We start from the raw sequence: 25885 nt of genomic DNA, 5'->3' as shown, positions 1-25885 counted from the left end.
CTCTTGCCGACACTCGCCGCCAGGCCGTGGGAACACCCACCGAGCCCTTCCTTTCCGTGCCAGCAAGAGAAAACAACAATGACGACGACAACCGCCCCTTGCCTGATTGCCACCCATAACCTGGAAACCGTACTGGCGCCCATTCATCAAGCCCACGGCCTGACCAACGAGTACTACACCGAGCAACGCCACTTCGAACTGGAGCGCGATCAACTGCTCGGCCGCAACTGGGCCTGCGTGGGTTTTGCCAGCGACCTGCCGAACAACAGCTACGTGAAACCGGTGGACTTCATGGGCCTGCCGTTGCTGCTGATGCGCAACCGCGAAGGCCTGGTGCAGGTGTTCCACAACGTCTGCAGCCACCGCGGCGTGAAGCTGGTGCAAGAGGCTGGCGACGTGCAGGGGGTGATCCGCTGCCCCTACCACTCCTGGACTTACGACCTGAACGGCGGCCTGAAAGGCACGCCGCACATTGGCGGCATCAACCAGCACAAGGACGAGCGCTTCGCCTGCGAGAAGCACGGCCTGAAGGCGCTGCGCAGCGCGATCTGGATGGACATGGTGTTCGTCAACCTGTCCGGCGATGCCCCGGCATTGGAAGAACAGCTCGCGCCGCTGACCGAGCGCTGGGCGCAATTCCTTGGCACTGACGGCCTGTCGCTGCTGCGTCGTGAGGCCAACAGTGGCGCCTTGAACATCAAGGTCGAGTGCAACTGGAAGCTGGCGGTGGAGAACTACTGCGAGGCCTATCACCTGCCCTGGGTGCATCCGAGCCTGAACAGCTACTCGCGCCTGGAAGACCACTACAACATCCTGTTCGACCAGTTCGCCGGCCAGGGCAGCCATGCCTACAACCTGTCCGACGTCGCCGGCACCCACCTGCCGATGTTCCCGTCCTGGCCGAAGGACCGCCTGCGCACCGCCGAATACGTGGCGTTCTTCCCCAACGTGCTGCTGGGCATCCAGGCCGACCACGCCTTCGCCATGATGCTGGAGCCGGTCGCACCCGGTAAGACCGTCGAGCACCTGCGGGTGTTCTATGTCGGCGACGAGGCGCTCGACGACAGCTACGAAACCGCGCGCAACGCGGTCCTGGAATCCTGGCGCGTGGTGTTCGCCGAGGACATCGCCTCGGTCGAAGGCATGCAGCAGGGTCGCCATTCCCCTGGCTACAGCGGCGGCGCCTTCTCCCCGGAGATGGACCTGCCCACGCACTACTTCCACCAGTGGGCCGCGCGCCAGTTGCTCGATTACGCCCAGAACGCCTGAGGGGATCGCCATGCAGAAGATCCCCCCGCACTGGCTGAACTTCATCGACGGCCAGTGGTGCGACAGTGAGCAGCGCCTGGTCGTCAACAACCCCGGCACCGGCGAGCCGGTGGCCAGCATCGCCCAGGCCGGCGTGGCCGATGCCCAGCGCGCGCTGCAATCGGCGCGGCGCTGCGTCGACAGCGGCGAGTTGACCCGCCCGCGTCCGGCGCAACGGGTCGCCTGGCTGCTGGCAATCGCCGCGCAGATTCGCGCGGTGATCGACGACGGCGCCTGGGTGCTGTGCCAGGAGAACGGCAAAGCCCTGCGCGATGCGCGCGACGAGTTCATCGAGGCGGCGCGCTACTTCGAGTACTACGCCGGCATGGCCGACAAGATCGAGGGCACCTCGATTCCGCTGGGCAACGGCTACATGGACTTCACCGTCTACGAACCGATGGGCGTGTCGTTGCAGATCGTGCCGTGGAACTTCCCGGTGTCGATCTGCGCCCGCTCGCTGGCGCCGGCCCTGGCGGCCGGCAACGCGGTGCTGATCAAGTCGCCGGAGTTGTCGCCGCTGGGCCTCTGCGTGCTGCTGCAAGCCATCGAACGCGCCGGCCTGCCGCGCGGCGCGGTCAACCTGCTGTGCGGTCGCGGCCGGGAAATCGGTGCGTACCTGGCGGGGCATCGCGACGTCGACCAGATCGTCTTCACCGGCTCGGTCCCCACGGGCCAGAGCATCCTCCGTAGCGCCGCCGAGCGGGCCATTCCCAGTGTCATGGAACTGGGCGGCAAATCGGCCGCGCTGGTGTTCGCCGATGCCGACCGCGCGCAACTGCTGAGCAGCGTGCGCAACGGCATCTTCTTCAATGCCGGCCAGGTGTGCTCGGCCATGTCGCGCTTGCTGGTGCAGCGCTCGGTGTACGAGGAGGTCATCGCGGACGTGCTGGCCATGGCCGAAGGCCTGAGCGTCGGCCTGGGCCAGGACGATCCCGACCACACGCCGGTGATCTCCGCAGGCCAGTTGCAGGGCATCCAGGCCCTGTGCCGACGCGCCCAGGAACAAGGTGCGGTGGTCGCCACCGGCGGCGAGGCGATCAGTGGCCGGCGCGGGCACTACATGGCACCGACGGTGTTGCGCGATGTGCGCCCGGAGATGGAAATCGCCCAGACCGAGGTGTTCGGCCCGGTGCTCGCGGTCATGCCGTTCGACACCGAGGAAGAAGCCATCGCCATCGCCAACGGCACCGACTTCGGCCTGGTCGCCGGGGTCTTCACCCAGGACCTGAACCGGGCGTTGCGCTGCGCGCGGCGCCTGCGCGCCGGCCAGGTGTTCGTCAACGAATGGTACGCCGGCGGCATCGAAACACCTTTCGGCGGTGTCGGGCTCTCCGGTTTCGGCCGGGAGAAGGGCCAGGAAGCGCTCTACAGCTACGTGCGGACCAAGAACCTGGCCGTGCGCATCCAGGGCGAGTGAGGAGATGCCGCGATGAAGAAATGGCTCTGTGTTATCTGTGGCCTGATCTACGACGAGGCCCTGGGCTGGCCGGACGACGGCATCGTCGCCGGCACCCGCTGGGAGGACGTGCCCGAAGACTGGCTGTGCCCCGAGTGCAAGGTCGGCAAGGCCGATTTCGAGATGATCGAGATCAGTGAGCCGGTGAAGGCCGTGGCTGCTTCAGCGGTCATTAGCACGCAGCCGTCGAAGGCCACACCGACCACGCAACCGACCGCTCAGCCCATCGTCATCATCGGCAGCGGGCATGCCGGTTACGGTCTGGCTCAGGCGCTGCGCAAGGCTGATCCACAGTTGGATATCCGCGTGCTGACCGAGGAATCCGGGCACCTGTACGCCAAGCCGGCGCTGTCCATCGCGCTGGCGCAACAACGCGACGCGGCCGCCCTGGCGACGGAAAGCCCGCTGGCGCTGGAGCGCCGCCTGGGCATCCGCATCTACCCGCACTGCCGGGTCGAGCGCATCGACGCCCAGGCCCGTCGCCTGCACACCAGCCTCGGTGACATCGACTACGGCCAATTGGTGCTGGCCACCGGCGCCTCGCCGCTGCGCCTGCCCATCGAGGGCTGTGCCGAGGCACTGCTGAGCGTCAACAGCCTGCGCGACTACCAGACCTTCCGCGCACGCCTGGACCGCGGCGCGCAGCGCATCGCGATCCTCGGCGACGGATTGATCGGCTGCGAGTTCGCCAATGACCTGGCGAGCAGCGGGTATGCCGTGCGGGTGATCGGCCTCGGCGCCTGGCCGATGGAACGCCTGCTGCCCGAAACGGCGGGTCGGCACCTCCAGCAGGCACTCGCCGAACTGGGCGTGCAGTGGCACTTGCGCACGACCTTGCAGCGCATCGAGACCACCGCCAACGGCTATCGATTGAACCTGGCCGATGGCCAGAGCGTCGAGGCCGACCTGGTGCTGTCGGCGGTGGGCCTGCGCCCCAACCTGGAGTTGGCACAAACCGCCGGCCTCGACTGCGGCCGCGGGATCAAGGTCGACGCCCATCTGCGCAGCTCGCAGCCGGGCATCTTCGCCCTGGGCGACTGCATCGAAATCGACGGTCAACTGCTGCCTTACCTTGCGCCGATCAACGAGGGCATCCGCGCCCTGGCCAGGACCCTGCTGGGCCAGCCCACACCGGTCAGCTACCCGCTGATGCCGGTGACGGTGAAGACCCCGGCGGCGCCGCTGTGCCTGTTGCCGCCCGCACCGGATTGCCCCGGCGACTGGCACTGCGAGAGCACCGGCGATGGCCTGAGCGCGGCCTTCCATGACAACGCCGGCGCGCTGCGCGGCTTCGTCCTCCTCGGGCGCCAGGCGCAATTGAACCGAAATGCCTGGCTGCAGAACTGCCAGGCCACCCAACAGCACGTGGCGTGAGAGCCGACCCATGAACAGTTTCGTCAACCTGCCCCACGATGATCAGACTTGCGGCTGGTACGCCGCCTTGCCCGCTCCCCTGCCCTGCCAGCGCCTGAGCGGCGAGCAGAACGCCGACGCCGTGGTGATCGGCGCCGGCTTCGCCGGGCTGGCCGCCGCGCGGCGCCTGGCCGAGCTCCAGCCGCAGTCGCGCATCCTGCTGGTGGACGCCCAGCGTGTCGGCTACGGCGCCTCCGGGCGCAACTCCGGCTTCGTCATCGACCTGCCGCACAAGTTCGCCCTGGAACATCCCGACCCGCAGCACAAGCAACGCCTGCTCGGCCTCAACCGCGCCGCCATCGCGCAACTGCAAACCCTGATTGGCCGCCACGCCATCGACTGCCAGTGGTCCCACGCGGGCAAGTACCAGGGCGCGGTGGGCGCGCGCGGGCTTGCCTACCTCGAACACTTCCAGAAGCTGATGAGCGAGCTGGGCGAACCCTATCGCCTGGTGGAGCGCGACGAACTGGCCGGCGTGCTGGGCAGCCCCTACTACAGCCGCGCCATCTTCACCCCCGGTTGCTACCTGATGCAGCCGGCGGCCCTGGTGCGCGGCCTGGGCAGCTCGCTGCCGGGCAACGTCGAGTTGCTGGAAGAGTCACCCATCCGCCGCCTGGAGCGCGACGCCAGCGGGCGCTGGCTGCTGCATGGCGATGCCGGGCTGATCCGCACGCCACGGGTGTTACTGGGCACCAGCATCTTCACCCAGGAGTTCGGCTTCCTGCGCAACCGCCTGCTGCCGGTGATGACCTTCGCCAGCTGGACACGCCCGCTGAGCGACGCCGAAATGGCCAGCAGCGGCCTCCAGGCCGACTGGGGCCTGACCCCCGCCGACCACGCCGGCACCACGGTACGGATGACCCAGGACCGCCGGCTGATCATCCGCAACACCTACAAACACGTGCCGCGCTACGGCCGCAGCATTGGCGACGGCACCCGCGAAAAAATCCGCGCGGACCACCGCAAGGCCTTCCTGGCGCGTTACCCGCAACTCGCCCAGGTACCGTTCACCCACACCTGGGGCGGGGTCTATGCCATCTCGCGCAACTTCACCAACTTCTTCGGCCAACTGGACGACGGGCTCTTCGCCACCGCCTGCGACAACGGCGTCGGCGCCGCCTGGGGCACCATCTCCGGCACGCTGCTGGCCGACCTGGCGGCGGGCGCGCAGTCCACTCAGCTCGACGACATTCGCGCGGTCACCGGCATGCCCTCGCTGAACCCGCCGGAGCCGTTCCTCGGCCTGGGCGTGCGCACGCGCATCCGCTGGGCGGCGTGGAACAGCCGGAGCGAACTATGAGCCAGACAACCAGTGGGCGCGGACCGGTGCTCTTGGTCGATCACCGCGACCTGGCATTCACCCCGCGCGGCGGCCCTCCCGGTGCCGCCAGCGTGGCCCGCGCCATCAGCAACGAGGTGTCGCCGAACCTGGGCATCGGCTTCGCCCGCTGGGAAGGCGCGGAGGTCGCCTGGAGCCTGCTCTACGACGAAGTGATCTTCGTCATCGAAGGCTGCTTCGAGCTGCGCGCGAACGGCGAGTTGTACCGGGTGCAGCCCGGGCAACTGCTGTGGATTCCCGAGGGCACCGAGCTGGTCTACGGCGGCCATGCGCTGTTCGGCTACGTCGTCCACCCCGGCGACTGGAAGCAGCGCCACGGTCTCGACTGAAGAACGCGCGCGTCGATCAACCTGGAGCCCTCCCTTGCTCACACTCACCCGAACCTTCGGTACGCTCTACCTGGCGACCTTGCTGATGCAACTGGGCTCCAGCCTGCTGATGACCTACCTGGCCCTGCACCTGGATGCCGGCGGTGTCGCCGCGCGCTGGGGTGGCGCGCTGATGGCCGCCAATGCGCTGGGAATGGTCCTGGGTGGTCGTGCCGGTTACTGGCTGATTGGCCGCGTCGCCCATGTCCGGGCATTCGTGGCCGGCGCCGGGGTGATCGTCAGCGCCGCGCTCTGCCACCAGCTCAGCGACTGGCTGCCGCTCTGGCTGCTGCTGCGCTTCATCGTCGGCGCGGCGATGATGTGCCAATTGATGGTCATCGAAAGCTGGCTCAATGGCTGCGCCCCCGGCGAGCGCCGGGGCGGCGCCCTCTCGCTGTACATGGTGGCCAGCTATGTCGGGATGATGCTGGGGCAATTGCTGCTCAGCCTCGGCGACGGGCTCGATGCACGCACGTTGAGCGGCGTGGCCATCGCCTTCGCCATCGGGCTGCTGCCGATGGCCCTGCATCGCGGCGCGCAGCCCAGCGCCCTGCAACAGGCCAGAGTCTCGCCGCTGCTCTACCTGCGGCGCCTGCCGCAGGCGCTCGGCACGGTATTCGCCTCGGGCCTGCTCAATGGCTGCTTCTACGGCCTGACGCCGATCTTCGCCGCGCACCTGGGCTTCACGCCCGCCCAGGTCGGCCAGTTCATGGCGCTGACCATCGCCGCCGGGCTGCTCGCCCAACTGCCGCTGGGCAAACTGTCGGACCGGGTTTCCCGCGTCACCCTGGTACGCCTGATCGCCCTCTTGCTGGTGGTGGTCTTCCTGCCGCTGGCCTTGCTGAAGACGCCCGCGCACAGCGTCGTGCTGCTCGCCGGAGCGCTCATCGGCTTCCTGCAGTTCTGCCTCTACCCGCTGGGCATTGCCCATGCCAACCACAGCCTGGAGCCGCAACTGCGCGTCTCGGTCTCGGGCGTGCTGCTGGCCACCTTCGGCATCGGCGCCACGCTCGGCCCGCTGCTCGCCGGGCTGCTGATGGAGCATGCCGGCCCGCAGGCGCTCTATCTGTTCGGCATCGCCGTGGCCGCGAGCGTCGCCTGCCTGGTCAGGCAGCGGCGCAGCGGCAGCGACTCGGAGATCACCTACAGCCAGTGCGGTGAAAAACGATGGTGGTCCGGGACGCCCGTCGACTTATCTGCTGGCTCGCCCCAAGTCCTTGAGTCAACCTCCCGATTAATGCCCCCTGCCACTCCGGTCGTTAGCATCGGCAGCCACGGTCAATGAAGACCTGTCCCATTGATCTCCCTCGCCGGCTCCCCGAAACTATCACCCTTTGAACCGGCCGCACGAGCGGGAGCCACCATGTCCACCCAAGCCGAAACCCTCTGGAACCAGCTCTGCGCCGACGCCGGCGTCGACCCGCAGCAGCGCATGGCCGCGCGTCGCGCCATCCTCGCCGACAGCAACGCGCTGGACGCCACCGTCTACCGTCCTGACGACAACGACCCTGACGCCGAAGAACTGGACATGGGCGACGCCAAGGTGCTGTTCATCGGCCCCTTCGAGGCGCCCACCGAGTGGGACGCCGCCGAGCGCGAGGACTTCTTCGACGACGCCGACCCGGCGCTGTTCTTCAGCGTCCGCATCGAGTGCGAAGCCGAGCCGGGCACCTCGGGATTCTTCGTTCCAGAAGTGGGCGACTACCTGGCGGTGATGGACGCCGGCAAGATCCAGATGTACTTCCTCCACGACTGGCGCGAAGACGAGGACGGCTGCACCTGCGTGCTGATCCGCGACGATATCCAGCTCTGACGCGCACCCCCTTCGCGCCCGGAAATGAAAAAGCCCGTTCAATCGAACGGGCTTTTTATTGGCGCGCGGAACGCTATCAATTAACCGACAGCTGGTCCTGCTTCATCTTGCTGGTGTCCAGGTGCAGCAGGCCGAACGCGGTGCCGTAGAAGATGTTGCCCTTGGTATCGACCTTGATCGGTGCGTACATGCCGTTGTAGATCGGATCGCTACCCTCGCGGATGGTCAGCACGGTCTTGCCGGTGTCCAGGTCCATGCCGATGTGATGGCGATCGTTCCAGGCGTTGTTGAAGTACCCATCGACAAGGGCCATGTGGCCTTCGCCGGAAATCATCGGCACCACGGAAATCGACGATACGTCGTTGCGTCCCCACAGTTGCTTCCACTCATGGGTCTGGCTGTTCCAGCGGAAGCTCGCTGCACCCAACGGTCCCGGGCGCGTCGCGCCGAGCAGGGTGCTGACGTAGTAGGGGCTCGGATCGAGGGTCTTCTCGTCGGCGCTGCGGATGTTGTTCACCACGAAGGCGTAGTCGCCGTAGACCGCCACCGACTGCTCTGACTGCACCGTGTCGGTACCGGGGATTTCCACCTTGCGCTGGTCGGCGATACGCGGGCTGGCGGTGCCCGGCTTCTGCTTCCAGCCGGCGGGAATCTGGTCGCGCCAGAAGGCGACCATGCTCATGTTCTTCGCGCCGTCGGTGATCACCACCAGCTTGTCTTCATCGGGCCCGAAGCCCATCAGCGTCGGCGTGGCGCCGGTGCCATCGGCCAGCTTGGGCGCCGGCATGCGGATGCCGCGCTCGTACCCGGCCTTCCAGGCGCCGCTGGCTTCGTCGTCGTGGATCTTGCCATCCTTGTCCACCACCAGTCGGTACATGGTGGTGTTCGAGGCGACATAGATGGCGCCTCCGTTCGCTTCCGGGCCAGTGGCGAAACTGTTGAGGAAGAGTTCGTCATCGCCGGCGACGGTGTAGCTGTCGATCACCTCCAGCGTGTCGCGGTTGAGCGTGATGATCTTGCCGCCCAGGGTGTTGACCACGACGAAGCCGTTGTAGCTCATGCTCATGCCGAACAGCATGTCGCCGGGGAAGCGGGTACCGCGCTTGACCTTCTCGTTGTCGAACAGGCCTACCGGAATCGCGCTGACCTTGCCTAGCTTCATCACCGAATCGGCCCGCTTGGGGTCGGCCTGGTCGATGCGGAATATCTGCCGGCCGTTGCAGCCGACGAAGGCATCTTCCCGGGTCAGCAGCGCATAAACAGAGCCGTTGAGCGCCTGGTCCGAGGCAGCGGTGAGCATGCGGTTCGGCTGCGCCTTCATGTAGTCGAGCAGGCCCTTCTCGTCCTTCGCATCGAGGAACTTCTGCACCGCCCTGGACTGCTCGACGCGCTGCTGGGCAGTAACGGGCGTGTAGTTGGGCAGCTTGACCGGAATATCGGCACGCGCCAGCTCGGTGAGCTTGCCGCCCTCCAGGCTGACCTTGCGCAACGCAAAGCCCGACCACCAGAAATACACCGGCTTGCCGTCCACGGTGTCGGAGAAGATCGGCAGGCCCACGCCTTCGCCGGGCAGGAACTGCACCGACTCAGGGGTAACGTCGTACGCACCGCGGGCCACCGGGAAGCCGACGCTGTCGGTGGCGCCATCGTTCCAGTGCGTCTGGTTGTTGTAGGACTGGGCGAGGTACGGATTCTGCGCGGGCCACGCCGGCTCGGCGGCGTGGGCCAGCCCGCCGCACAGGGCGAGCGCAACGGAAAACGGAAGCAGACGAAGGGAAGGCATGCAACGACGGGACATCGACGGACTCCTGCGAATGAGCGGCGCCATGGATCACTTCGGGAGAGCGAGCGCCGACGGACCGAATCACCGTACGGGTGCCGCAAACGGGTAGTGACCACCCGAATCAGGGAGCAGAACGGAAAACGACGCGTCCGGTCGCGCGGAGACATTCGTCCGTCAGACGGCTGCCTTCATAAGGCTCGCGAAGCAGCACGCCTCACACTGCCGGGAGCAATCCCGATGCAGCGCTTGAACGCCCGGCTGAACGCCGCTTCGGACTGGTAACCCAGGCGCTCGGCCAATTCCGCCACCGCGATCTCGCGCTCCTGCAGCCAGCTCAGCGCCACATGCATGCGCCAGCGGGTGACGTACTGCATGGGCGGCATGCCGACCCGCTCGGCAAAGCGTGCGGCAAAGGCGGAGCGCGACATGGCCGCCGCATCCGCCAGCGCCGGCAGGTTCCAGTCCCGCGCCGGCTCGCGGTGGATCAGGCTCAGTGCGCGGCCTAATTGGCGATCCTGCAGGGCGCCGAGCCAGCCGGACTGGGCGGCGGGGTCCTGCTCGATCCAGGCGCGAATGGCCTGGATCACCAGGATGTCAGCCAGGCGGGTGATCACCGTCTCGCCGCCGGGGCGCATGGCCCGAGCCTCGTTCTCCATCAACTGCAGGGTGCTCATCAGCCAGTCGCGCTGGCCGGGGTCACGCACCTGCGCTTCCAGCACGCGCGGCAGCAGGCGCACCAGCTGCAACGCAGCGGGGTGGTCGAAGCGCACCGCGCCACAGATCATCGCGGTCGGCTCGCCACCGCCGCCCTGGCGCAGCACTTCGTAACGGTCACTGGCGTAGGCGCGTGTCAGGTCGAACAACCCCGCCGCAGGCTCACCCGGCGCGCTCACCAACCGGTGGCCCTCACCGTGGGGCACCAGCACCAGGTCGCCCGGCGCCAGACAACGTGGCTCATCTCCCTCGGCTTCCAGCCAGCATTCGCCGACGGTCAGCACATGGAACATCAGGCACTGCGGCATCGCCGGCAGATCCAGCCCCCAGGGCGCAGTGAACTCCGAGCGGCAATAGAAGGTGCCGCTCATGCGCAGGAAATGCAGAGCCTCGCCCAGGGGATCGGTGGAGGCCCAGGCGTCGGTGAGGTCCGGTATGGCGGTAGGAGCGTTCATGGCCGTGAGACTGCTACGGCAGTTGGGCGGCGTCCAGCAGGTCTGGACGAATGAGCATGAAGCGTCGATTTTCAGGCATTAACCGTCCAGCAATTCAGCGAGAGACTGAACCCAGGCCAACGATCCCACGGCGGGCGCCGCGGGACGGCCAAAGCGAGGACACTGCCATGATCAACGTAATGGGAGCCACCGGCCGCACCGGTTCGAGAATCTGCCAGAACCTGCTGGATGCCGGCGTGCCGGTTCTTGCCCTCGGCCGCAACGCCGAACGCCTGGAGGCAATGGCCGCCGCCGGGGCCCGGATTGCCGTGGGCGAGCCGCATGACGCCGCCTTTCTCACCAAGGCCTTCCACGGCGCCGACGCGGTCTACACCCTGCTCGCCTACGGGCCCGACACCGAGGACTACCGCCACCAGCAGGCTGCCCAGGGGGAAGCGATACTCCAGGCCATTCGCTCCAGCGCTGTGCGCCGGGTGGTCTTCCTCAGCAGCGTGGGTGCCGAGGTGGCTTCCGGTACCGGGCCGATCATCAGCATGCACGACCAGGAGCAGCGCCTGCGCCAGTTGCCCCGGCAAGTGAATGTACTGATGCTGCGCTCCGGCGCGCTGTTCGAGAACCTGTACGGCGCGCTGGAAATCGTCCGCGCCTACGACTGCTACAGCGACGCGGTGGCAGCGGATGTGCCAGTCCCGATGGTCGCCACGCAGGATGTCGCCGATGCCGCCAGCCATGCCCTGCTGGACCGCAGTTGGCAGGGGGTGCTGACCCGCGAAGTACTCGGCCAGCGCGATATCAGCTACGCCGAGGCGACCCGCCTGCTGGGGGCAGCCATCGGCCGTCCGGAGCTGCCCTACGTAGCGGTGTCGCCGCAGGAACTGAGCGGCGCCCTGCAGGAGGCCGGCTATTCCCCCAGCGTCGCCGCGTGCTACGCCGAACTGGGCGAGGCGATCAGCAGCGGACGGGTACGGGCGCAGGAAGCACGCTCGCCGGCCAATACGACGGCGACCCGCTTCGAGGACTTCGCCCAGGCCTGGGCCAAAGCTTACCGGGCCTTGCCCTGAGGCGATGCCTTCGGTCAGAGCAACATAATTTCCTACAAATATCTCGGAAGACCCTGATGAATTTGGCGCTGGTCCGCTGTCTAGAGTACTCGCCCATTTGCAAACGGCCGGACCACCGCCATGAACCACGCTCCCGACAGTCTCTGGGTCGATGTGCAGACCTGGTCTCCCTACCACCCGCAACGCATCCTTCACGGCCGCATCAGCCGCGAGGATTACCTGGCCCTGCGCAACGGTCGCGCGCCCTTGGAGGTACGCCTGGGCGACTGCCAGAGCCGTCACTGCCCGACCGGCCCGGTGCAGGACCTGTTCCTCAGCGGCTCGCACATCCTCAATGTCACCCCGGCCGAACGGGTGGCCTGAACGACGAGGGACAGTCGCACCGCTCAATCAGAAGAACCTGACAGAGGCAGCGCGGAGCGAACGCTATGGTTCGCCACCTCTTTTCACCTTCCTTCGAGCGCCGTGGCAATGAACGAACATCTCAAGGTCGAAGTCGTGGTTCGCGCGCACAACCGCGAATCCTCAGTGCTCCAGGGCTGGATCAGCCAAGGCGACTATATCGCCCTGTGTGATGGCCACGCCCCCACCGTGGTGCGGCTGAACGACTGCCAGTCCGACTCGGGGCTGGTGCAGCATACGGAAGACCTGTTCCTGCGCAGCGCCTACATCCTGAGCATCGAGCTGCTCGAGCGTCTGCCGCGCTATCAGTCGGCCATGCCTCGATAGACGTAGGTCATCGGCCGCGGCCCCGGAAGGTAATCCTGGCTCAGTTCGCGTAGCTGGAAGCCGCCGGACTCGATCAGCGCCGGCATGTCGCGATCCAGGTGACAGCCTCCGGCCAGCGGCCTCCAGACCGGCGTCAACCGGTGCTGCCAGGCGCGGACACCGGCATCCGGCGCCAGGCCATGTTCGCAGAAGAGGAACTCGCCGCCGGGCTTGAGAACCCGGCGCATCTCCCGCAGTGCGGCCAGCGCATCGGGGATGCTGCACAGGGTGAACGTGCAGACGATGCTGTCGAAGCTGCCTGCGTCGGCGCGGATCTGCCCGAGTTCCAGCGCCACCATTTCCACCGGAATTTGAATCGCTTCGGCACGGCTGCCGGCGAGCTTCTGCATTTGCGCCGCGGGGTCGACGCCGACGATTGTCGACACTTTCGCCGGATCGTAGAACGACAGGTTCAGCCCGGTGCCCATGCCGATCTCCAGCACGCGGCCGCGGGCGCGGGGCACCAGCAGCGAGCGCTGCTTCATCACATCGCCCATGCCGCAGGCGAAATCGATCAAGCGGGGCAGAGCATGGCGGTCATACAAGGTTCGGATCATGTCGCGTCCTCAGGCTTGGCAGGCTCCAGGCCAGCAGGTTCAGCAAGGTCGCCAGCGACAGAGGCCAGGCACATACCACCGCCACTTCCATCACCAGCTCCGCCAGAGTGTAGGTACTCCAGCCGGCCACGCGGCTTTCATAAAGGCACAGGTCTACCCAGAACCAGCCCGCCAGGGACGCAAGGGATGCAAGGGACGACAATGACGCACGCCAGGTAGGGGCAATCCAGCGGGCCCTGGCCAGCACCGCGATGAGCGGCACCCAGACCAGCAGCAGCGGCAACATCTCGCCCGTCAGGCCGACATCGCGCATATCGGCCGGCAGGGTGTCCCGGTAGGAATTCAGCCCCCATGACGCCTGGCCCCAGCCCAGCAGCAGAAACCCAGTCATGCTGGCCGCTGCCGGGCCTGTTCGTCCTTTCAATATCACGTCCTTCTCCCTGATGCGCCAGGCGACATCCTCTCACGTCCGGCTGGGTTCGCGGCAGAGACAACCGCACGGCAAATATCAGCCTCCCACTAGACGATTGTCGACAATTCATCAGATCTCGATTGACCCATAGGGTTTACAGGGGTAGCTTTCGCCGCACACCCAGAAGATTGTCGACACCATGAGCGATAGCCTGATTCTGCCCACTCCCGCCAGCGACGACAGCGAGACCCTGTCGGAACACGTGTTCCGCAAGATCCAGTCGGCCATCGTCAAGGGCGAGATCGCCCCCGGCAGCAAGATTTCCGAGCCGGAACTGGCGCGTACCTATGGCATCAGCCGTGGGCCGCTGCGGGAGGCGATCCACCGCCTGGAAGGTCAGAAGCTGCTGGTACGCGTACCGCACGTCGGCGCGCGCGTGGTCTCGCTCAGCCATGAGGAGTTGCTGGAGCTCTACGAGATCCGCGAATCCCTCGAAGGCATGGCCTGCCGCCTGGCCGCCGAGCGCATGACGCCGGCCGAGATCGACGAACTGCGCCGGGTGCTCGACACCCACGAGCGCGACGAAGCCTTCCAGGCCGGCCGTGGCTACTACCAGCAGGAAGGCGACTACGACTTCCACTACCGGATCATTCAGGGCAGCGGCAACCGCACCCTCACCCGCATGCTCTGCGGCGAGCTGTACCAACTGGTGCGCATGTACCGCCTGCAGTTCTCGGCGACGCCTAACCGGCCGCGCCAGGCCTTCGCCGAGCACCACCGGATTCTCGATGCCATCGCCGACCGTGACGGCGAACTGGCCGAGTTGCTGATGCGCCGTCACATCGGCGCGTCGAAACGCAATATGGAGCGCCATTACCTGGACGCCCACGCCAAGACAGCCAACGAACGAGGTGAACAATGAGCGACAAGACCGCCGGCCAACGTTTCCGCGAAGCCCTTGCCGAAGAAAAGCCGCTGCAGGTGATCGGCGCGATCAACGCCAACCACGCGCTGCTGGCCAAGCGCGCCGGCTTCAAGGCCATCTACCTCTCCGGTGGCGGCGTGGCGGCGGGTTCCCTCGGCCTGCCGGACCTGGGCATCAACACCCTGGATGACGTACTCACCGACGTGCGCCGTATCACCGACGTCTGCGACCTGCCACTGCTGGTGGACATCGACACCGGCTTCGGCCCCAGCGCCTTCAACATCGAGCGCACCGTGAAGAGCCTGATCAAGGCCGGCGCCGCCGCCGCCCACATCGAGGACCAGGTCGGCGCCAAACGCTGCGGTCACCGTCCAGGCAAGGAAATCGTCTCCACCCAGGAGATGGTCGACCGCGTGAAGTCGGCCGCCAATGCCAAGACCGACCCGAACTTCTTCCTGATCGCCCGCACCGACGCCATCCAGGCCGAAGGCGTGGACGCCGCCATCGAGCGCTGCCAGCGCTACGTCGAGGCCGGCGCCGATGCGATCTTCGCCGAAGCCGCCTACGACCTGCCGACCTACAAGCGCTTCGTCGATGCGCTGAACGTGCCGATCCTGGCCAACATCACCGAGTTCGGCGCCACCCCGCTGTTCACCCGCGACGAGCTGGCCTCGGTCGGCGTGGCCATCCAGCTGTATCCGCTGTCCGCCTTCCGCGCCGCCAACAAGGCCGCTGAAGCCGTGTACACCGCGATCCGCCAGGAAGGCCACCAGCAGAACGTGATCGAGCTGATGCAGACCCGCGCCGAGCTGTACGACCGCATCGGCTACCACGCCTTCGAGCAGAAGCTCGACGCGCTGTTCGCTGCCGGCAAGAAGTGACCTGAGGCGAAAGCGGCGGATAACGCTTCGCGTTATTCGCTCTACGCCAGACCTGATACACCGTAGGGCGCATAACGCCACAGGCGTTATCCGCCGACCAGATTCGAACCGAAATCCCGGCCCGCGCCGGGGGACAAGAACAAGCAACCGGATTTGATGAGGAGACACGCGATGAGCGCTACCGCAGAAACCACCACCGGCTTCAAGCCGAAGAAGTCCGTGGCCCTGAGTGGCACCGCCGCTGGCAACACCGCCCTGTGCACCGTCGGCCGTACCGGCAACGACCTGCACTACCGTGGCTATGACGTACTGGATTTCGCCAACCGCTGCGACTTCGAGGAAATCGCCCACCTGCTGGTCCACGGCAAGCTGCCCAACGTCGCCGAACTGGCCGGCTACAAGGCCAAGCTCAAAGCCCTGCGCGGCTTGCCGGCCGGCGTGAAAGCCGCCCTGGAAACCCTGCCGCCGTCGGCCCACCCGATGGACGTGATGCGCACCGCCGTGTCCGTGCTCGGCTGCCTGTCGCCGGAGAAGGACGACCACAACCACCCCGGCGCCCGCGACATCGCCGACAAGCTGATGGCTTCGCTCGGTTCCGCCCTGCTCTACTGGTACCACTTCAGCCATAACGGCAAGCGTATCGAGGTCGAGACCGATGACGACTCCATCGGCGGCCACTTCCTGCACCTGCTGCACGGGCAGAAACCACGCGAGTCCTGGGTGCGCGCCATGCACACCTCGCTGAACCTGTACGCCGAGCACGAGTTCAACGCCTCCACCTTCACCTCCCGGGTGATCGCCGGCACCGGCTCGGACATCTACTCCTGCATCGCCGGCGCCATCGGCGCGCTGCGCGGTCCGAAACACGGCGGCGCCAACGAGGTGGCCTTCGAGATCCAGAAGCGCTACGACAACCCGGACGAAGCCGAGGCGGACATCCGTGCCCGCGTCGAGCGCAAGGAAGTGGTGATCGGCTTCGGCCACCCGGTCTATACCGTGTCCGACCCGCGCAACAAGGTGATCAAGGAAGTCGCCCACCAGCTGTCGAACGAGCAGTCCAACACCAAGATGTACGACATCGCCGAGCGCCTGGAAACCATCATGTGGGACATCAAGAAGATGTTCCCCAACCTCGATTGGTTCAGCGCCGTGAGCTACCACATGATGGGCGTGCCCACCGCGATGTTCACCCCGCTGTTCGTCATCGCCCGCACCGCCGGCTGGTCCGCCCACGTCATCGAGCAACGCATCGACGGCAAGATCATCCGCCCGAGCGCCAACTACACAGGCCCTGAAGACCTGAAGTTCGTGCCGCTCAAGGACCGCAAATAACCATGACTACTACCGTGAACAGCCAATACCGCAAGCGCCTACCCGGCACCGCGCTGGATTACTTCGACGCCCGCGAGGCAGTCGAGGCGATCCAGGCCGGCGCCTGGGACAAACTCCCCTACACCTCCCGCGTACTGGCCGAACAACTGGTGCGCCGCTGCGACCCACAGGACCTGACGGCTTCGCTGGAGCAGCTGGTCTACCGCAAGCGCGACCTCGACTTCCCCTGGTACCCGGCGCGCGTGGTCTGCCACGACATCCTCGGCCAGACCGCGCTGGTCGACCTCGCCGGCCTGCGTGACGCCATCGCCGAGAAAGGCGGCGACCCGTCCAAGGTCAACCCGGTGGTGCCGACCCAACTGATCGTCGACCACTCGCTGGCCGTGGAAGCCGCCGGCTTCGACCCGGACGCGTTCGAGAAGAACCGCGCCATCGAGGACCGCCGCAACGAGGATCGCTTCCACTTCATCGACTGGACCAAGACCGCGTTCAAGAACGTCGATGTGATCCCGGCCGGCAACGGCATCATGCACCAGATCAACCTGGAGAAAATGAGCCCGGTGATCCAGGCACGCGGCGGCATCGCGTTCCCCGACACCTGCGTCGGCACCGACTCGCACACCCCGCACGTGGATGCCCTGGGCGTGATCGCCATCGGCGTCGGCGGCCTCGAAGCCGAGACCGTGATGCTCGGCCACCCGTCGATGATGCGCCTGCCCGACATCGTCGGCGTGAAGCTGACCGGCAAGCGCAAGCCGGGTATCACCGCCACCGACATCGTGCTGGCGATTACCGAGTTCCTGCGCAAGGAGCGCGTGGTCGGCGCCTACGTCGAGTTCTTCGGCGAGGGGGCGGACAGCCTGTCCATCGGCGACCGCGCGACCATCTCCAACATGTGCCCGGAATACGGCGCCACCGCCTCGATGTTCTACATCGACGGCCAGACCATCGACTACCTCAAGCTCACCGGCCGCGAGCCCGAGCAGGTGGAATTGGTGGAAAACTACGCGAAGACCCTCGGCCTGTGGAGCACCGCGCTGGAAACCGCCGAGTACGAGCGCGTGCTGGAGTTCGACCTGGGCAGCGTGGTACGCAACATGGCCGGCCCGTCCAACCCGCACCGCCGCCTGCCGACCTCGGCACTGGCCGAGCGCGGCATCGCCGACGAAGCCAAGCTTGCGTCCGGCCGCGTCGAGGAAGCCGAAGGTCTGATGCCCGATGGCGCGGTGATCATCGCCGCCATCACCAGTTGCACCAACACCTCCAACCCGCGCAACGTCATCGCCGCCGGCCTGGTGGCGAAGAAGGCCAACGCGCTGGGCATGGTCCGCAAGCCGTGGGTGAAGACGTCGTTCGCGCCCGGCTCGAAAGTCGCCAAGCTGTACCTGGAAGAAGCCGGCCTGCTGCCGGAATTGGAGAAGCTCGGCTTCGGCATCGTCGCCTATGCCTGCACCACCTGCAACGGCATGTCCGGCGCGCTGGACCCGGCGATCCAGAAAGAGATCATCGACCGCGACCTGTACGCCACCGCCGTGCTCTCGGGCAACCGCAACTTCGACGGTCGTATCCACCCCTACGCCAAACAGGCCTTCCTCGCCTCGCCGCCGCTGGTGGTCGCCTACGCCATCGCCGGCACCGTGCGCTTCGACATCGAGCAGGACCCGCTGGGCACCGACAGTCAAGGCAACCCGGTCACCCTGAAGGACCTCTGGCCGTCCGATGAAGAGATCGACGCCATCGTCGCCGCCAGCGTCAAGCCCGAGCAGTTCAAGCAGGTCTACATCCCGATGTTCGACCTGGGCAGTGTGCAGGAAGCCGAGAGCCCGCTGTACGACTGGCGCCCGATGTCCACCTACATCCGCCGCCCGCCGTACTGGGAAGGCGCACTGGCCGGCGAGCGCACGCTCAAGGGCATGCTGCCGCTGGCGATCCTGCCGGACAACATCACCACCGATCACCTGTCGCCATCCAACGCCATCCTGCTGGACAGCGCGGCCGGCGAATACCTGGCAAAAATGGGCCTGCCGGAGGAGGACTTCAACTCCTACGCCACCCACCGCGGCGACCACCTGACCGCCCAGCGCGCCACCTTCGCCAACCCGCAACTGATCAACGAAATGGCCGTGGTCAACGGTGAAGTGAAGAAAGGTTCGCTGGCCCGCGTAGAGCCCGAAGGCAAGGTGATGCGCATGTGGGAAGCCATCGAAACCTACATGAACCGCAAGCAGAACCTGATCATCGTCGCCGGCGCCGACTACGGCCAGGGCTCATCCCGTGACTGGGCGGCCAAAGGCGTTCGCCTGGCGGGCGTGGAAGTGATAGTCGCCGAAGGCTTCGAGCGCATCCACCGCACCAACCTGGTGGGCATGGGCGTGCTGCCGGTGGAGTTCAAGACAGGCACCACGCGGCTGACCCTGGGACTGGACGGCACCGAGACCTACGACATCAGGGGCGACGTCTCGCCGCGCTGCGACCTGACCCTGGTGGTCAATCGCCGCAACGGCGAAGTCGTCGAAGTCCCGGTCACCTGCCGCCTGGACACCGCCGCCGAAGTGAAGGTGTACAACGCCGGCGGCGTGCTACAGCGCTTCGCCAAGGACTTCCTGGAAGGCGCGGTAGCGTGATGTAACAGCCGACCCGCCTGCACGGCGGGTCGGCACTAATCCTGTAGGAGCGAGCTTGCTCGCGAACCAAAGCCCGCAGCGAGGCCGTTCGCGAGCAAGCTCGCTCCTACGAAAAGCAAACAGGATCGAGTCCCATGCCCCACGTACCCCAAGTGAAGATCCCCGCCACCTACATCCGCGGCGGCACCAGCAAGGGCGTGTTCTTCCGCCTGCAGGACCTGCCCGAGCGTTGCCAGGTGCCCGGCGCGGCCCGCGACCAGCTGTTCATGCGCGTGATCGGCAGCCCCGATCCCTACAGCGCACACATCGACGGCATGGGCGGCGCGACCTCCAGCACCAGCAAGTGCGTGATCCTGTCGAAAAGCACCCAGCCCGACCACGACGTCGACTACCTCTACGGGCAAATCTCCATCGACAAGGCCTTCGTCGACTGGAGCGGCAACTGCGGCAACCTCTCCACCGCCGCCGGATCCTTCGCCATCCACGCCGGCCTGGTCGATCCGACGCGCATCCCGGACAACGGCACCTGCGTGGTGCGCATCTGGCAGGCGAACATCCAGAAGACCATCATCGCCCACGTGCCGATCACCAACGGCCAGGTCCAGGAAACCGGTGACTTCGAACTGGACGGCGTGACCTTCCCCGCCGCCGAGATCATGCTGGAGTTCCTCGACCCGTCCGATGATGGCGACGAAGGCGGCTCAATGTTCCCCACCGGCAACCTGGTGGACGACCTGGAGGTCCCCGGCATCGGCACCTTCAAGGCGACCATGATCACCGCCGGCATCCCGACCATCTTCGTCAACGCCCAGGACATCGGCTACACCGGCGCCGAGCTGCGCGAAGCGATCAATGGCGACCCCGAGCAACTGGCGCGCTTCGAGAAATTCCGCATCGCCGGCGCCCTGCGCATGGGCCTGATCAAGACCGCCGAAGAAGCCGCCACCCGCCAGCACACACCGAAGATCGCCTTCGTCGCGCCAGCCAAGGACTACGTCACCTCCAGCGGCAAGCAAGTGCAGGCCGGCGACATCGACCTGCTGGTGCGCGCGCTGTCCATGGGCAAGCTGCACCACGCCATGATGGGCACCGCCGCCGTGGCCATCGGCACTGCCGCCGCCATCCCCGGCACCCTGGTGAACCTCGCCGCCGGCGGTGGCGAACGCAGCGCCGTGCGCTTCGGCCACCCCTCCGGCACCCTGCGCGTGGGCGCCGAGGCGAAGCAGGTGAACGGCGAGTGGACCGTGACCAAGGCCATCATGAGCCGCAGCTCGCGCATCCTCATGGAAGGCTGGGTGCGGGTGCCGGGGGATTCGTTCTGATATCCGCTCTTAGCAACAGAAAAGGGCCTCTTCCGAGGCCCTTTTCTGTTGTGTCTTCGAAGCACCATACAGCTATGACGAGAACAGCCAGCTAAGCAGCAGGAGCTAGTCTTGCTGCTTGGATTGCTTTTAGGGAAGCCGGGGTTCCCCGATGTGGTCTTCTTTGACAATTCCGATCAGTGAACGTGCCCCGGCTCACCGGCATCATTGATAACCGGGACGTCATCACAAGGCGGCAAGCTGGCAGCGCGCAGACTGGGATCACCGCGCACCTTTTCCACCAGATAGTCGACCACCGCCCTGACCTTCAACGGCAGATAATGCGTGGGCTGGTAGAGCAGCCACGCGCTGCCGTGGCTATGAGTACCGATGAACTCCCAGTCCGGCAGTAAATGCGCAATGCGCTTACGCTCGAGTTCAGCCTGCGCAATGAATAAAGGCAGGTAGGTGATGCAGGCATTCTGCATCACTGCATCCAGTCGTCCTTCCGAGAGATTGATGGAGTACCGGCTAGGCACCTGAACCTTGAGCAACTCCGCGCCCCGCTTGAGTTGCCATCGACTGCCCTGAGACAGATCGCCCTCACTGATGCAAAAGTGCCGCTCCAGCTCCAATGGATGCATGGGTACACCGTGCTCGGCCAGGTAGTCAGGCGACGCACAGAGAATCTGCTTGATTGGAAACAAGCAACGCCCCACCAGGCCAGGTGCCGGATGGTCGGTAACCTGCACCGCCAGATCCAGATTGCTGTCGATCAGGTCGCCATGGTGATCGCCCAACAGCAATTGCACATCGACCTTAGGGTAAAGCCGGAGAAATTCGGGGATCAGTGGGTGGATGACGAAGCGGCCCAACGCCTTCGGCGCACTGATGCGCACCAGCCCTTCAGGCTCGTGGGAGTACTTCGCGCTCATGCCCAACACGGTTTTCGCCGAGCTCACCATGCTGCGGCAGCACTTGTAGATTTCCTCACCACTCTCACTTAGTCGCAGCTTGCGTGTGGTGCGTTGCAACAGCTGCACCGACAGCCCCTTCTCCAGCCGTGACACACCACGGCTCGCCGCAGAGGGCGATATTCCCAAGCGTCTAGCGGCTTCAGAAAAGCTCCCACTCTCCACCACCCTGACAAATATCACCATTTCTTCCAGCAACATCATCGTCGGATTCATGCTCACAGCGAAAATCTCCTTTGAACCTCGACCGGCTTATCATTGCCATTTCGGGGGAATAAACTCACCACAACTCAGAACCCCTACTCTTTATTAACAAGCCTTGTACTGGAAACCTACTCCGAGCCCTCCATAGGCAAGAAAAAAATCGAATCAAACAGGCATCTCAGAACAACACGTAGCGTTAAAAATTAAAGCGAACAGCAAATGACCATGCAAGACAAGAAACAACTCAAAAATACATAAGAAAATTCATATAAACTCGCAATCCCGATCAGCACTTACTAAATACAAGGAGAAATTTTCCGCAAACCAAAACCAACCCCTGCCGATCTTCCTATACCATTCATACAGGGCGGAATAGCCAGAACCAAACGAAATCCAGGAAATCTGACAGAGACACTAAAAACTTTGGAAAAATCCACCGTAGACTTGCACGCACACGGCGCGCCATCAGGAGTATAGCCGCCTGAAGCCCCTCTTTATTTAGAGGAAATAGTTTCAAAGCCGCCCAATAGAGTTCCACAAGGAAAGACCCACTCTTAAAAGAAACACCCCCAACGCAAGATAAAGCATTCCAAACCGAGAAAATAAATTGAATTCCGAACCCTCCTTCAACCATCAGAACAATCTTCATCCTGCCTTGGAGAACAGCTTAATTCTGGCGGATGAACTCAATTATTGGTTGTCGGGACAAAAAATCGGAACACAACTGGATAGCAACATCCACATGGGGAACTCTCATGTTGGCTGAACAGGTTCAGGCGCTACTGTCCCCCCTCGAGTACACCTCGGCTTGCGGTGCAGAAATCGAATACGACCCCGAATATATCGAACTCCAGGTGGCCGCTGCGGAAAAAGTTGAGCAACAGTTCGGCACCACTATCATCCCGGCACAACAGCCAAACTGGAGTGACGTCGCCCAACGCGCTGGCGACCTACTGCGCAGAACCAAGGATCTGCGCGTACTGGCTTATGTCGCGCGCGCGAGTGCAGAAATCGACGGGCTGCCGGGCTATGCCAATGTGCTGGAGTTGGCGCTGCGCTGGCTCGAGCTCTATTGGAAAGAGCTTTATCCGCGCATTCAGATCGATGGTGAGGAAGATCCTCTTCCACGCATCAACGCGATCTCCTCCTTGATGGAAATAGAAGGTGTTGGCCGTGCCTTGCGCCGCGCACCTCTGGCCCAAGGCGACTTCGGGCGCATCAGCTTGCGCGAAGTCGAGCTCTACCTCGACAAAAACTCATACCTATCAGGAATTCCTGGCGATGCCCAGCTACGCCAGAAACTCATCAGCGGCGACACCCCTGAAATAAACGCGGTCCGACGTATCAATACAACCGCACTCGCATTGACACATCTGATCGAAAGTCATCTTGGCACCTCTTGGACGCCGGATTTCTCAGGGATGACCAAACCATTCGAGCAGATAGTCCGCGCACTGGATGAGTTGAGTGGGACTCATGCTATTTCAGAGTCCCCAGCAACAGCCTCCGAGTATCCCACCGAGCAATCGGCTCCAGCTCCGCAGGCCTCCGGCACGACTCTGGAGCGACGGGAGCAGGCGATGCAACAAATGGAAAGCATATGCCGCTACTTCGAACGCTACGAACCCGGGCATCCAGCCGCGCTGCTCATACGCCGAGCGCAACGGCTGATGCCGCTGAATTTCATGGAGATCATTCAGGATCTGGCTCCAGAGAGCGGCCAGACATTCGAACACATCGTCGGCTGCAATGCGGCCTCGAACAGCGAGTAAAGAATCAAAGGCAAAGGGTGATCGCCGACGGCGAGCACAAAAGACTATCGAATCGGCAGAGGTAGTTATGGCTAGACCAGCTCAACAAAGCGGCCAGAAGTTCGTGGCACGCAACAGGGCTCCGCGAGTGCAGATCGAGTACGACGTCGAAATCTACGGTTCGGAGAAGAAAATCCAGCTGCCTTTCGTTATGGGGGTCATGGCGGATCTGCTGGGCAAGCCCCTGGAAGCGCCCACGGCGCTGGCTGATCGGCGTTTCCTCGAGATCGATATCGACAATTTCGACGAACGAATGAAGTCGCTCAAGCCGCGCGCAGCCTTTCAGGTAGAGAACACCCTGAATGCCGACGGCAGTCGGCTCAGTGTCGACCTCACGTTCCAGAGCATCGACGACTTCGAGCCTGGCGCGCTAGCTCGCAAAGTCGAACCACTCAACCAATTGCTGCAGGCACGCACCGAGCTCTCCAACCTGCTCTCCTACATGGACGGCAAGAGCGGGGTAGAGGAACTACTGGCTAAAGCGCTGGAGAATCCCGCCCTACTCAAGTCCCTCGTGGCGTCGAGCAAACCCGCCGCGGACGCGGACTGATCCCATTGCCTAGCGGAGAACAATGATGAGCGCGGCCAATCAAGTTCAGACAGCCAGTACCGAGCAACAGGTCCTCGACCGGGACATGTTCGCCTCGCTGTTGACCAAGGAGTTCAAACCCAAGACCGACCAAGCGCGCGAGGCAGTCGAACATGCGGTGAAAACTCTGGCAGAGCAGGCACTGGAAAATGCCGTAGTCGTCTCCGGCGACTCCTATCGCTCGATCCAGGCCATCATTGCCGAGATCGACCGCAAGTTGTCCGAGCAAATAAATCAGATCATCCATCACGCCGACTTTCAGGAGCTGGAAAGCGCTTGGCGCGGCCTCCACTATCTGGTGAACAATACCGAAACCGACGAGATGCTGAAGATCCGTTTCATGCCCTTGTCGAAGAAAGAACTCAATCGCGAGCTGAAGCGCCACAAAGGCGCCGGCTTCGATCAGAGCGCGATTTTCAAGAAAATCTACGAAGAAGAGTACGGTCAGTTCGGCGGTGAGCCGCTAGGCTGCCTGGTCGGCGACTACTACTTCGACCACAGCCCACAGGATGTGGAAACACTGCGTGAAATGGCCAAGATTGCCGCAGCCGCGCACTCGCCCTTTATTGCGGCCGTGGCTCCGTCAGTAATGCAGATGGAGTCCTGGCAGGAGCTGGCCAATCCACGCGACCTCACCAAGATATTCCAGAACACCGAATATGCCGCCTGGCGCAGCCTGAGGGAGTCGGAGGATGCACGCTATCTCGGTCTGGCCATGCCGCGCTTCCTGGCCAGGCTTCCCTATGGCGCCGCCACCAGCCCCGTGGATGATTTCGCCTTTGAGGAAGATACCGCCGGTAGTGCCCACGAACGCTACACTTGGTGTAACTCCGCGTATGCAATGGCAGTGAACATCAACCGTTCGTTCAAGCAGTTCGGCTGGTGTACCTCGATTCGCGGCGTGGAGTCCGGTGGCGCGGTGGAAAACCTGTTCTGCCACACCTTCCCCACCGATGATGGTGGCGTCGATTTGAAGTGCCCAACGGAAATCGCCATCAGTGATCGTCGTGAGGCAGAACTCGCCAAGAACGGCCTGATGCCTTTGGTGCATCGCAAGAATTCTGACTTCGCGGCGTTCATTGGTGCTCAATCCCTGCAACAACCGGCGGCTTACTACAACGCCGATGCCACGGCCAATGCCAACCTTGCTGCACGTTTGCCATACATGTTTGCGTGCTGCCGCTTTGCGCATTACCTCAAGTGCATTGTTCGAGACAAGATCGGCTCATTCCGCGAGCGCGATGAAATGGAGAGATGGCTCAACAGCTGGATCCTGAGCTACGTCGATGGTGACCCACTCAATTCTTCCCAGGAAACTAAGGCGAAGAAACCTCTGGCAGCTGCCGAAGTGCAAGTCGAAGAAATTGAGGACAACCCAGGTTATTACACTGCCAAGTTCTTCCTACGCCCGCACTATCAACTGGAAGGATTGACCGTATCCTTGCGCTTGGTCTCGAAGCTTCCGTCGTTGAAGCAAGATGAAGGCTAACCGAAAAAACTGAAAAAACGCAAAAATAGAAAACTCAAAAAAGACTAACAGGGACTTTCAACAAGTCTCCATGGATGGCTTTACTCTTACGATATTAAAAATCAATTTCGCCCCGCACCAGGAGTGTGTCGAGCGAAATCAAGAAGACGGTTATCCACGCCCAACTAATGGAGTTCGTGGGATGTTGACCGCAGCGTAGAAGCAGCACATTTAAAGGGCGGCCGCAAAAACTGAGTGCAACACCCGACCATTTCGGTAAGGTGTTGCCCCATGTCCTATCACGAACTCAGCGCCACAGAGCGCGTCAC

At 64.1% G+C, this 25885-nt stretch carries 23 protein-coding genes and 1 pseudogene; 19 read left to right on the top strand and 5 right to left on the bottom strand.

Going from position 1 to position 25885, the window contains the following annotated elements; translation table 11 throughout:
• Positions 1–78: 78 nt before the first annotated feature.
• The 8 genes and pseudogenes from A9513_RS08580 (at position 79) to A9513_RS08550 (ending at position 7697) form a co-directional block, all read left to right on the top strand.
• Positions 79–1269 carry an aromatic ring-hydroxylating dioxygenase subunit alpha gene (locus A9513_RS08580; protein WP_065084481.1) on the top strand — a complete coding sequence of 397 codons (1191 nt, stop codon included), beginning with the start codon at positions 79–81 and terminating at the stop codon, positions 1267–1269.
• Positions 1270–1279: 10 nt separating this feature from the next.
• Positions 1280–2725, top strand: a complete 1446-nt coding sequence (locus tag A9513_RS08575) for an aldehyde dehydrogenase family protein (RefSeq protein WP_065084480.1) — start codon at positions 1280–1282, stop codon at positions 2723–2725.
• Between the two features lie 12 nt (positions 2726–2737).
• Positions 2738–2899: pseudogene (locus A9513_RS36445) on the top strand (rubredoxin); the annotation flags it as partial.
• The gene (locus tag A9513_RS08570; protein WP_255302831.1) at positions 2888–4138 is read left to right on the top strand and encodes an FAD-dependent oxidoreductase; all 1251 of its coding nucleotides are present in this window, start codon (positions 2888–2890) and stop codon (positions 4136–4138) included. The pseudogene A9513_RS36445 and the gene A9513_RS08570, both read left to right, overlap by 12 nt.
• Before the next feature lie 10 nt (positions 4139–4148).
• Positions 4149–5477 (top strand): FAD-binding oxidoreductase, encoded by a 1329-nt coding sequence (locus tag A9513_RS08565; RefSeq protein ID WP_065084478.1) that lies wholly within the window; start codon positions 4149–4151, stop codon positions 5475–5477.
• Positions 5474–5845 (top strand): ethanolamine utilization protein EutQ, encoded by a 372-nt coding sequence (locus tag A9513_RS08560; RefSeq protein WP_037012352.1) that lies wholly within the window; start codon positions 5474–5476, stop codon positions 5843–5845. Before A9513_RS08565 ends, A9513_RS08560 begins: the two co-directional genes overlap by 4 nt.
• Positions 5846–5879: 34 nt before the next feature.
• A complete protein-coding gene (locus A9513_RS08555) occupies positions 5880–7169 on the top strand; it encodes an MFS transporter (protein ID WP_141678355.1) in 1290 nt (429 codons plus the stop codon).
• A 78-nt stretch (positions 7170–7247) separates the two neighbouring features.
• The gene (locus A9513_RS08550) at positions 7248–7697 is read left to right on the top strand and encodes a hypothetical protein (RefSeq protein ID WP_024763020.1); all 450 of its coding nucleotides are present in this window, start codon (positions 7248–7250) and stop codon (positions 7695–7697) included.
• A gap of 76 nt (positions 7698–7773) precedes the next feature.
• Here the strand turns inward: A9513_RS08550 and A9513_RS08545 are convergent, their stop codons facing one another.
• Positions 7774–9495 carry a hypothetical protein gene (locus tag A9513_RS08545; protein ID WP_200890646.1) on the bottom strand — a complete coding sequence of 574 codons (1722 nt, stop codon included), beginning with the start codon at positions 9493–9495 and terminating at the stop codon, positions 7774–7776.
• A gap of 173 nt (positions 9496–9668) precedes the next feature.
• On the bottom strand, positions 9669–10649 hold the full coding sequence (locus tag A9513_RS08540; protein ID WP_024763018.1) for an AraC family transcriptional regulator: 981 nt from the start codon (positions 10647–10649) through the stop codon (positions 9669–9671).
• A gap of 167 nt (positions 10650–10816) precedes the next feature.
• On the opposite strand from A9513_RS08540, the gene A9513_RS08535 reads away from it, so the two are divergent.
• The 3 genes from A9513_RS08535 to A9513_RS08525 all read left to right on the top strand — a co-directional run bounded on the left by A9513_RS08535 (position 10817) and on the right by A9513_RS08525 (position 12439).
• Complete coding sequence (locus A9513_RS08535) at positions 10817–11710, top strand: NAD(P)H-binding protein (RefSeq protein WP_065084477.1); 894 nt, start codon at positions 10817–10819, stop codon at positions 11708–11710.
• 120 nt (positions 11711–11830) lie between these two features.
• Positions 11831–12073 (top strand): hypothetical protein, encoded by a 243-nt coding sequence (locus tag A9513_RS08530; RefSeq protein ID WP_024763016.1) that lies wholly within the window; start codon positions 11831–11833, stop codon positions 12071–12073.
• 108 nt (positions 12074–12181) lie between these two features.
• A complete protein-coding gene (locus A9513_RS08525; protein WP_024763015.1) occupies positions 12182–12439 on the top strand; it encodes a hypothetical protein in 258 nt (85 codons plus the stop codon).
• On the opposite strand, the gene A9513_RS08520 is transcribed toward A9513_RS08525, so the two are convergent.
• Together A9513_RS08520 and A9513_RS08515 are read right to left on the bottom strand one after the other, a co-directional pair.
• The gene (locus tag A9513_RS08520; protein ID WP_065084476.1) at positions 12418–13035 is read right to left on the bottom strand and encodes a class I SAM-dependent methyltransferase; all 618 of its coding nucleotides are present in this window, start codon (positions 13033–13035) and stop codon (positions 12418–12420) included. The genes A9513_RS08525 and A9513_RS08520 overlap by 22 nt on opposite strands.
• Positions 13016–13426, bottom strand: a complete 411-nt coding sequence (locus A9513_RS08515) for a hypothetical protein (protein WP_024763013.1) — start codon at positions 13424–13426, stop codon at positions 13016–13018. Before A9513_RS08515 ends, A9513_RS08520 begins: the two co-directional genes overlap by 20 nt.
• 220 nt (positions 13427–13646) lie before the next feature.
• Here A9513_RS08515 and A9513_RS08510 point away from each other — a divergent pair, with 220 nt between their 5' ends.
• The 5 genes from A9513_RS08510 (at position 13647) to prpF (ending at position 20531) form a co-directional block, all read left to right on the top strand.
• A complete protein-coding gene (locus tag A9513_RS08510) occupies positions 13647–14369 on the top strand; it encodes a GntR family transcriptional regulator (protein ID WP_024763012.1) in 723 nt (240 codons plus the stop codon).
• Positions 14366–15253, top strand: a complete 888-nt coding sequence (gene prpB / locus A9513_RS08505; RefSeq protein ID WP_065084475.1) for a methylisocitrate lyase — start codon at positions 14366–14368, stop codon at positions 15251–15253. The genes A9513_RS08510 and prpB overlap by 4 nt, the downstream gene beginning before the upstream one ends.
• Positions 15254–15424: 171 nt before the next feature.
• Entirely contained in the window at positions 15425–16585 is a 1161-nt protein-coding gene (gene prpC, locus A9513_RS08500) for a 2-methylcitrate synthase (RefSeq protein WP_024763010.1), read from the top strand.
• Between the two features lie 14 nt (positions 16586–16599).
• On the top strand, positions 16600–19209 hold the full coding sequence (gene acnD / locus A9513_RS08495; RefSeq protein ID WP_176707226.1) for a Fe/S-dependent 2-methylisocitrate dehydratase AcnD: 2610 nt from the start codon (positions 16600–16602) through the stop codon (positions 19207–19209).
• Positions 19210–19343: 134 nt separating this feature from the next.
• Positions 19344–20531, top strand: a complete 1188-nt coding sequence (gene prpF, locus A9513_RS08490) for a 2-methylaconitate cis-trans isomerase PrpF (RefSeq protein WP_065084473.1) — start codon at positions 19344–19346, stop codon at positions 20529–20531.
• Positions 20532–20707: 176 nt separating this feature from the next.
• Here the strand turns inward: prpF and A9513_RS08485 are convergent, their stop codons facing one another.
• Positions 20708–21700, bottom strand: a complete 993-nt coding sequence (locus A9513_RS08485; RefSeq protein ID WP_231387620.1) for a LysR family transcriptional regulator — start codon at positions 21698–21700, stop codon at positions 20708–20710.
• A gap of 743 nt (positions 21701–22443) precedes the next feature.
• Here A9513_RS08485 and tssA point away from each other — a divergent pair.
• From tssA to tssC, 3 genes are all read left to right on the top strand, one after another.
• Complete coding sequence (gene tssA / locus A9513_RS08480) at positions 22444–23460, top strand: type VI secretion system protein TssA (RefSeq protein ID WP_024763006.1); 1017 nt, start codon at positions 22444–22446, stop codon at positions 23458–23460.
• 67 nt (positions 23461–23527) lie between these two features.
• Positions 23528–24049 carry a type VI secretion system contractile sheath small subunit gene (gene tssB / locus A9513_RS08475; protein ID WP_037006684.1) on the top strand — a complete coding sequence of 174 codons (522 nt, stop codon included), beginning with the start codon at positions 23528–23530 and terminating at the stop codon, positions 24047–24049.
• An 85-nt stretch (positions 24050–24134) separates the two neighbouring features.
• Entirely contained in the window at positions 24135–25577 is a 1443-nt protein-coding gene (tssC, locus tag A9513_RS08470; RefSeq protein ID WP_226046551.1) for a type VI secretion system contractile sheath large subunit, read from the top strand.
• The last annotated feature ends 308 nt before the right edge of the window (positions 25578–25885 follow it).

The organism is Pseudomonas sp. AU12215, assembly GCF_001675465.2.
GTDB lineage: Bacteria > Pseudomonadota > Gammaproteobacteria > Pseudomonadales > Pseudomonadaceae > Pseudomonas > Pseudomonas nitroreducens.
Note: the sequence above shows the minus strand (reverse complement) of the source record. Positions and strands in the feature narration are given on the sequence as shown.

Excerpts from the sequence above, each read along its gene's own strand:
- A9513_RS08580 (WP_065084481.1), top strand. The coding sequence starts at position 79 with ATGACGACGACAACCGCCCCTTGCCTGATTGCCACCCATAACCTGGAA.
- A9513_RS08575 (WP_065084480.1), top strand. The coding sequence starts at position 1,280 with ATGCAGAAGATCCCCCCGCACTGGCTGAACTTCATCGACGGCCAGTGG.
- A9513_RS08570 (WP_255302831.1), top strand. The coding sequence starts at position 2,888 with ATGATCGAGATCAGTGAGCCGGTGAAGGCCGTGGCTGCTTCAGCGGTC.
- A9513_RS08565 (WP_065084478.1), top strand. The coding sequence starts at position 4,149 with ATGAACAGTTTCGTCAACCTGCCCCACGATGATCAGACTTGCGGCTGG.
- A9513_RS08560 (WP_037012352.1), top strand. The coding sequence starts at position 5,474 with ATGAGCCAGACAACCAGTGGGCGCGGACCGGTGCTCTTGGTCGATCAC.
- A9513_RS08550 (WP_024763020.1), top strand. The coding sequence starts at position 7,248 with ATGTCCACCCAAGCCGAAACCCTCTGGAACCAGCTCTGCGCCGACGCC.
- A9513_RS08545 (WP_200890646.1), bottom strand. The coding sequence starts at position 9,495 with ATGTCCCGTCGTTGCATGCCTTCCCTTCGTCTGCTTCCGTTTTCCGTT.
- A9513_RS08540 (WP_024763018.1), bottom strand. The coding sequence starts at position 10,649 with ATGAACGCTCCTACCGCCATACCGGACCTCACCGACGCCTGGGCCTCC.
- A9513_RS08535 (WP_065084477.1), top strand. The coding sequence starts at position 10,817 with ATGATCAACGTAATGGGAGCCACCGGCCGCACCGGTTCGAGAATCTGC.
- A9513_RS08530 (WP_024763016.1), top strand. The coding sequence starts at position 11,831 with ATGAACCACGCTCCCGACAGTCTCTGGGTCGATGTGCAGACCTGGTCT.
- A9513_RS08525 (WP_024763015.1), top strand. The coding sequence starts at position 12,182 with ATGAACGAACATCTCAAGGTCGAAGTCGTGGTTCGCGCGCACAACCGC.
- A9513_RS08520 (WP_065084476.1), bottom strand. The coding sequence starts at position 13,035 with ATGATCCGAACCTTGTATGACCGCCATGCTCTGCCCCGCTTGATCGAT.
- A9513_RS08515 (WP_024763013.1), bottom strand. The coding sequence starts at position 13,426 with ATGACTGGGTTTCTGCTGCTGGGCTGGGGCCAGGCGTCATGGGGGCTG.
- A9513_RS08510 (WP_024763012.1), top strand. The coding sequence starts at position 13,647 with ATGAGCGATAGCCTGATTCTGCCCACTCCCGCCAGCGACGACAGCGAG.
- prpB (WP_065084475.1), top strand. The coding sequence starts at position 14,366 with ATGAGCGACAAGACCGCCGGCCAACGTTTCCGCGAAGCCCTTGCCGAA.
- prpC (WP_024763010.1), top strand. The coding sequence starts at position 15,425 with ATGAGCGCTACCGCAGAAACCACCACCGGCTTCAAGCCGAAGAAGTCC.
- prpF (WP_065084473.1), top strand. The coding sequence starts at position 19,344 with ATGCCCCACGTACCCCAAGTGAAGATCCCCGCCACCTACATCCGCGGC.
- A9513_RS08485 (WP_231387620.1), bottom strand. The coding sequence starts at position 21,700 with ATGAATCCGACGATGATGTTGCTGGAAGAAATGGTGATATTTGTCAGG.
- tssA (WP_024763006.1), top strand. The coding sequence starts at position 22,444 with ATGTTGGCTGAACAGGTTCAGGCGCTACTGTCCCCCCTCGAGTACACC.
- tssB (WP_037006684.1), top strand. The coding sequence starts at position 23,528 with ATGGCTAGACCAGCTCAACAAAGCGGCCAGAAGTTCGTGGCACGCAAC.
- tssC (WP_226046551.1), top strand. The coding sequence starts at position 24,135 with ATGTTCGCCTCGCTGTTGACCAAGGAGTTCAAACCCAAGACCGACCAA.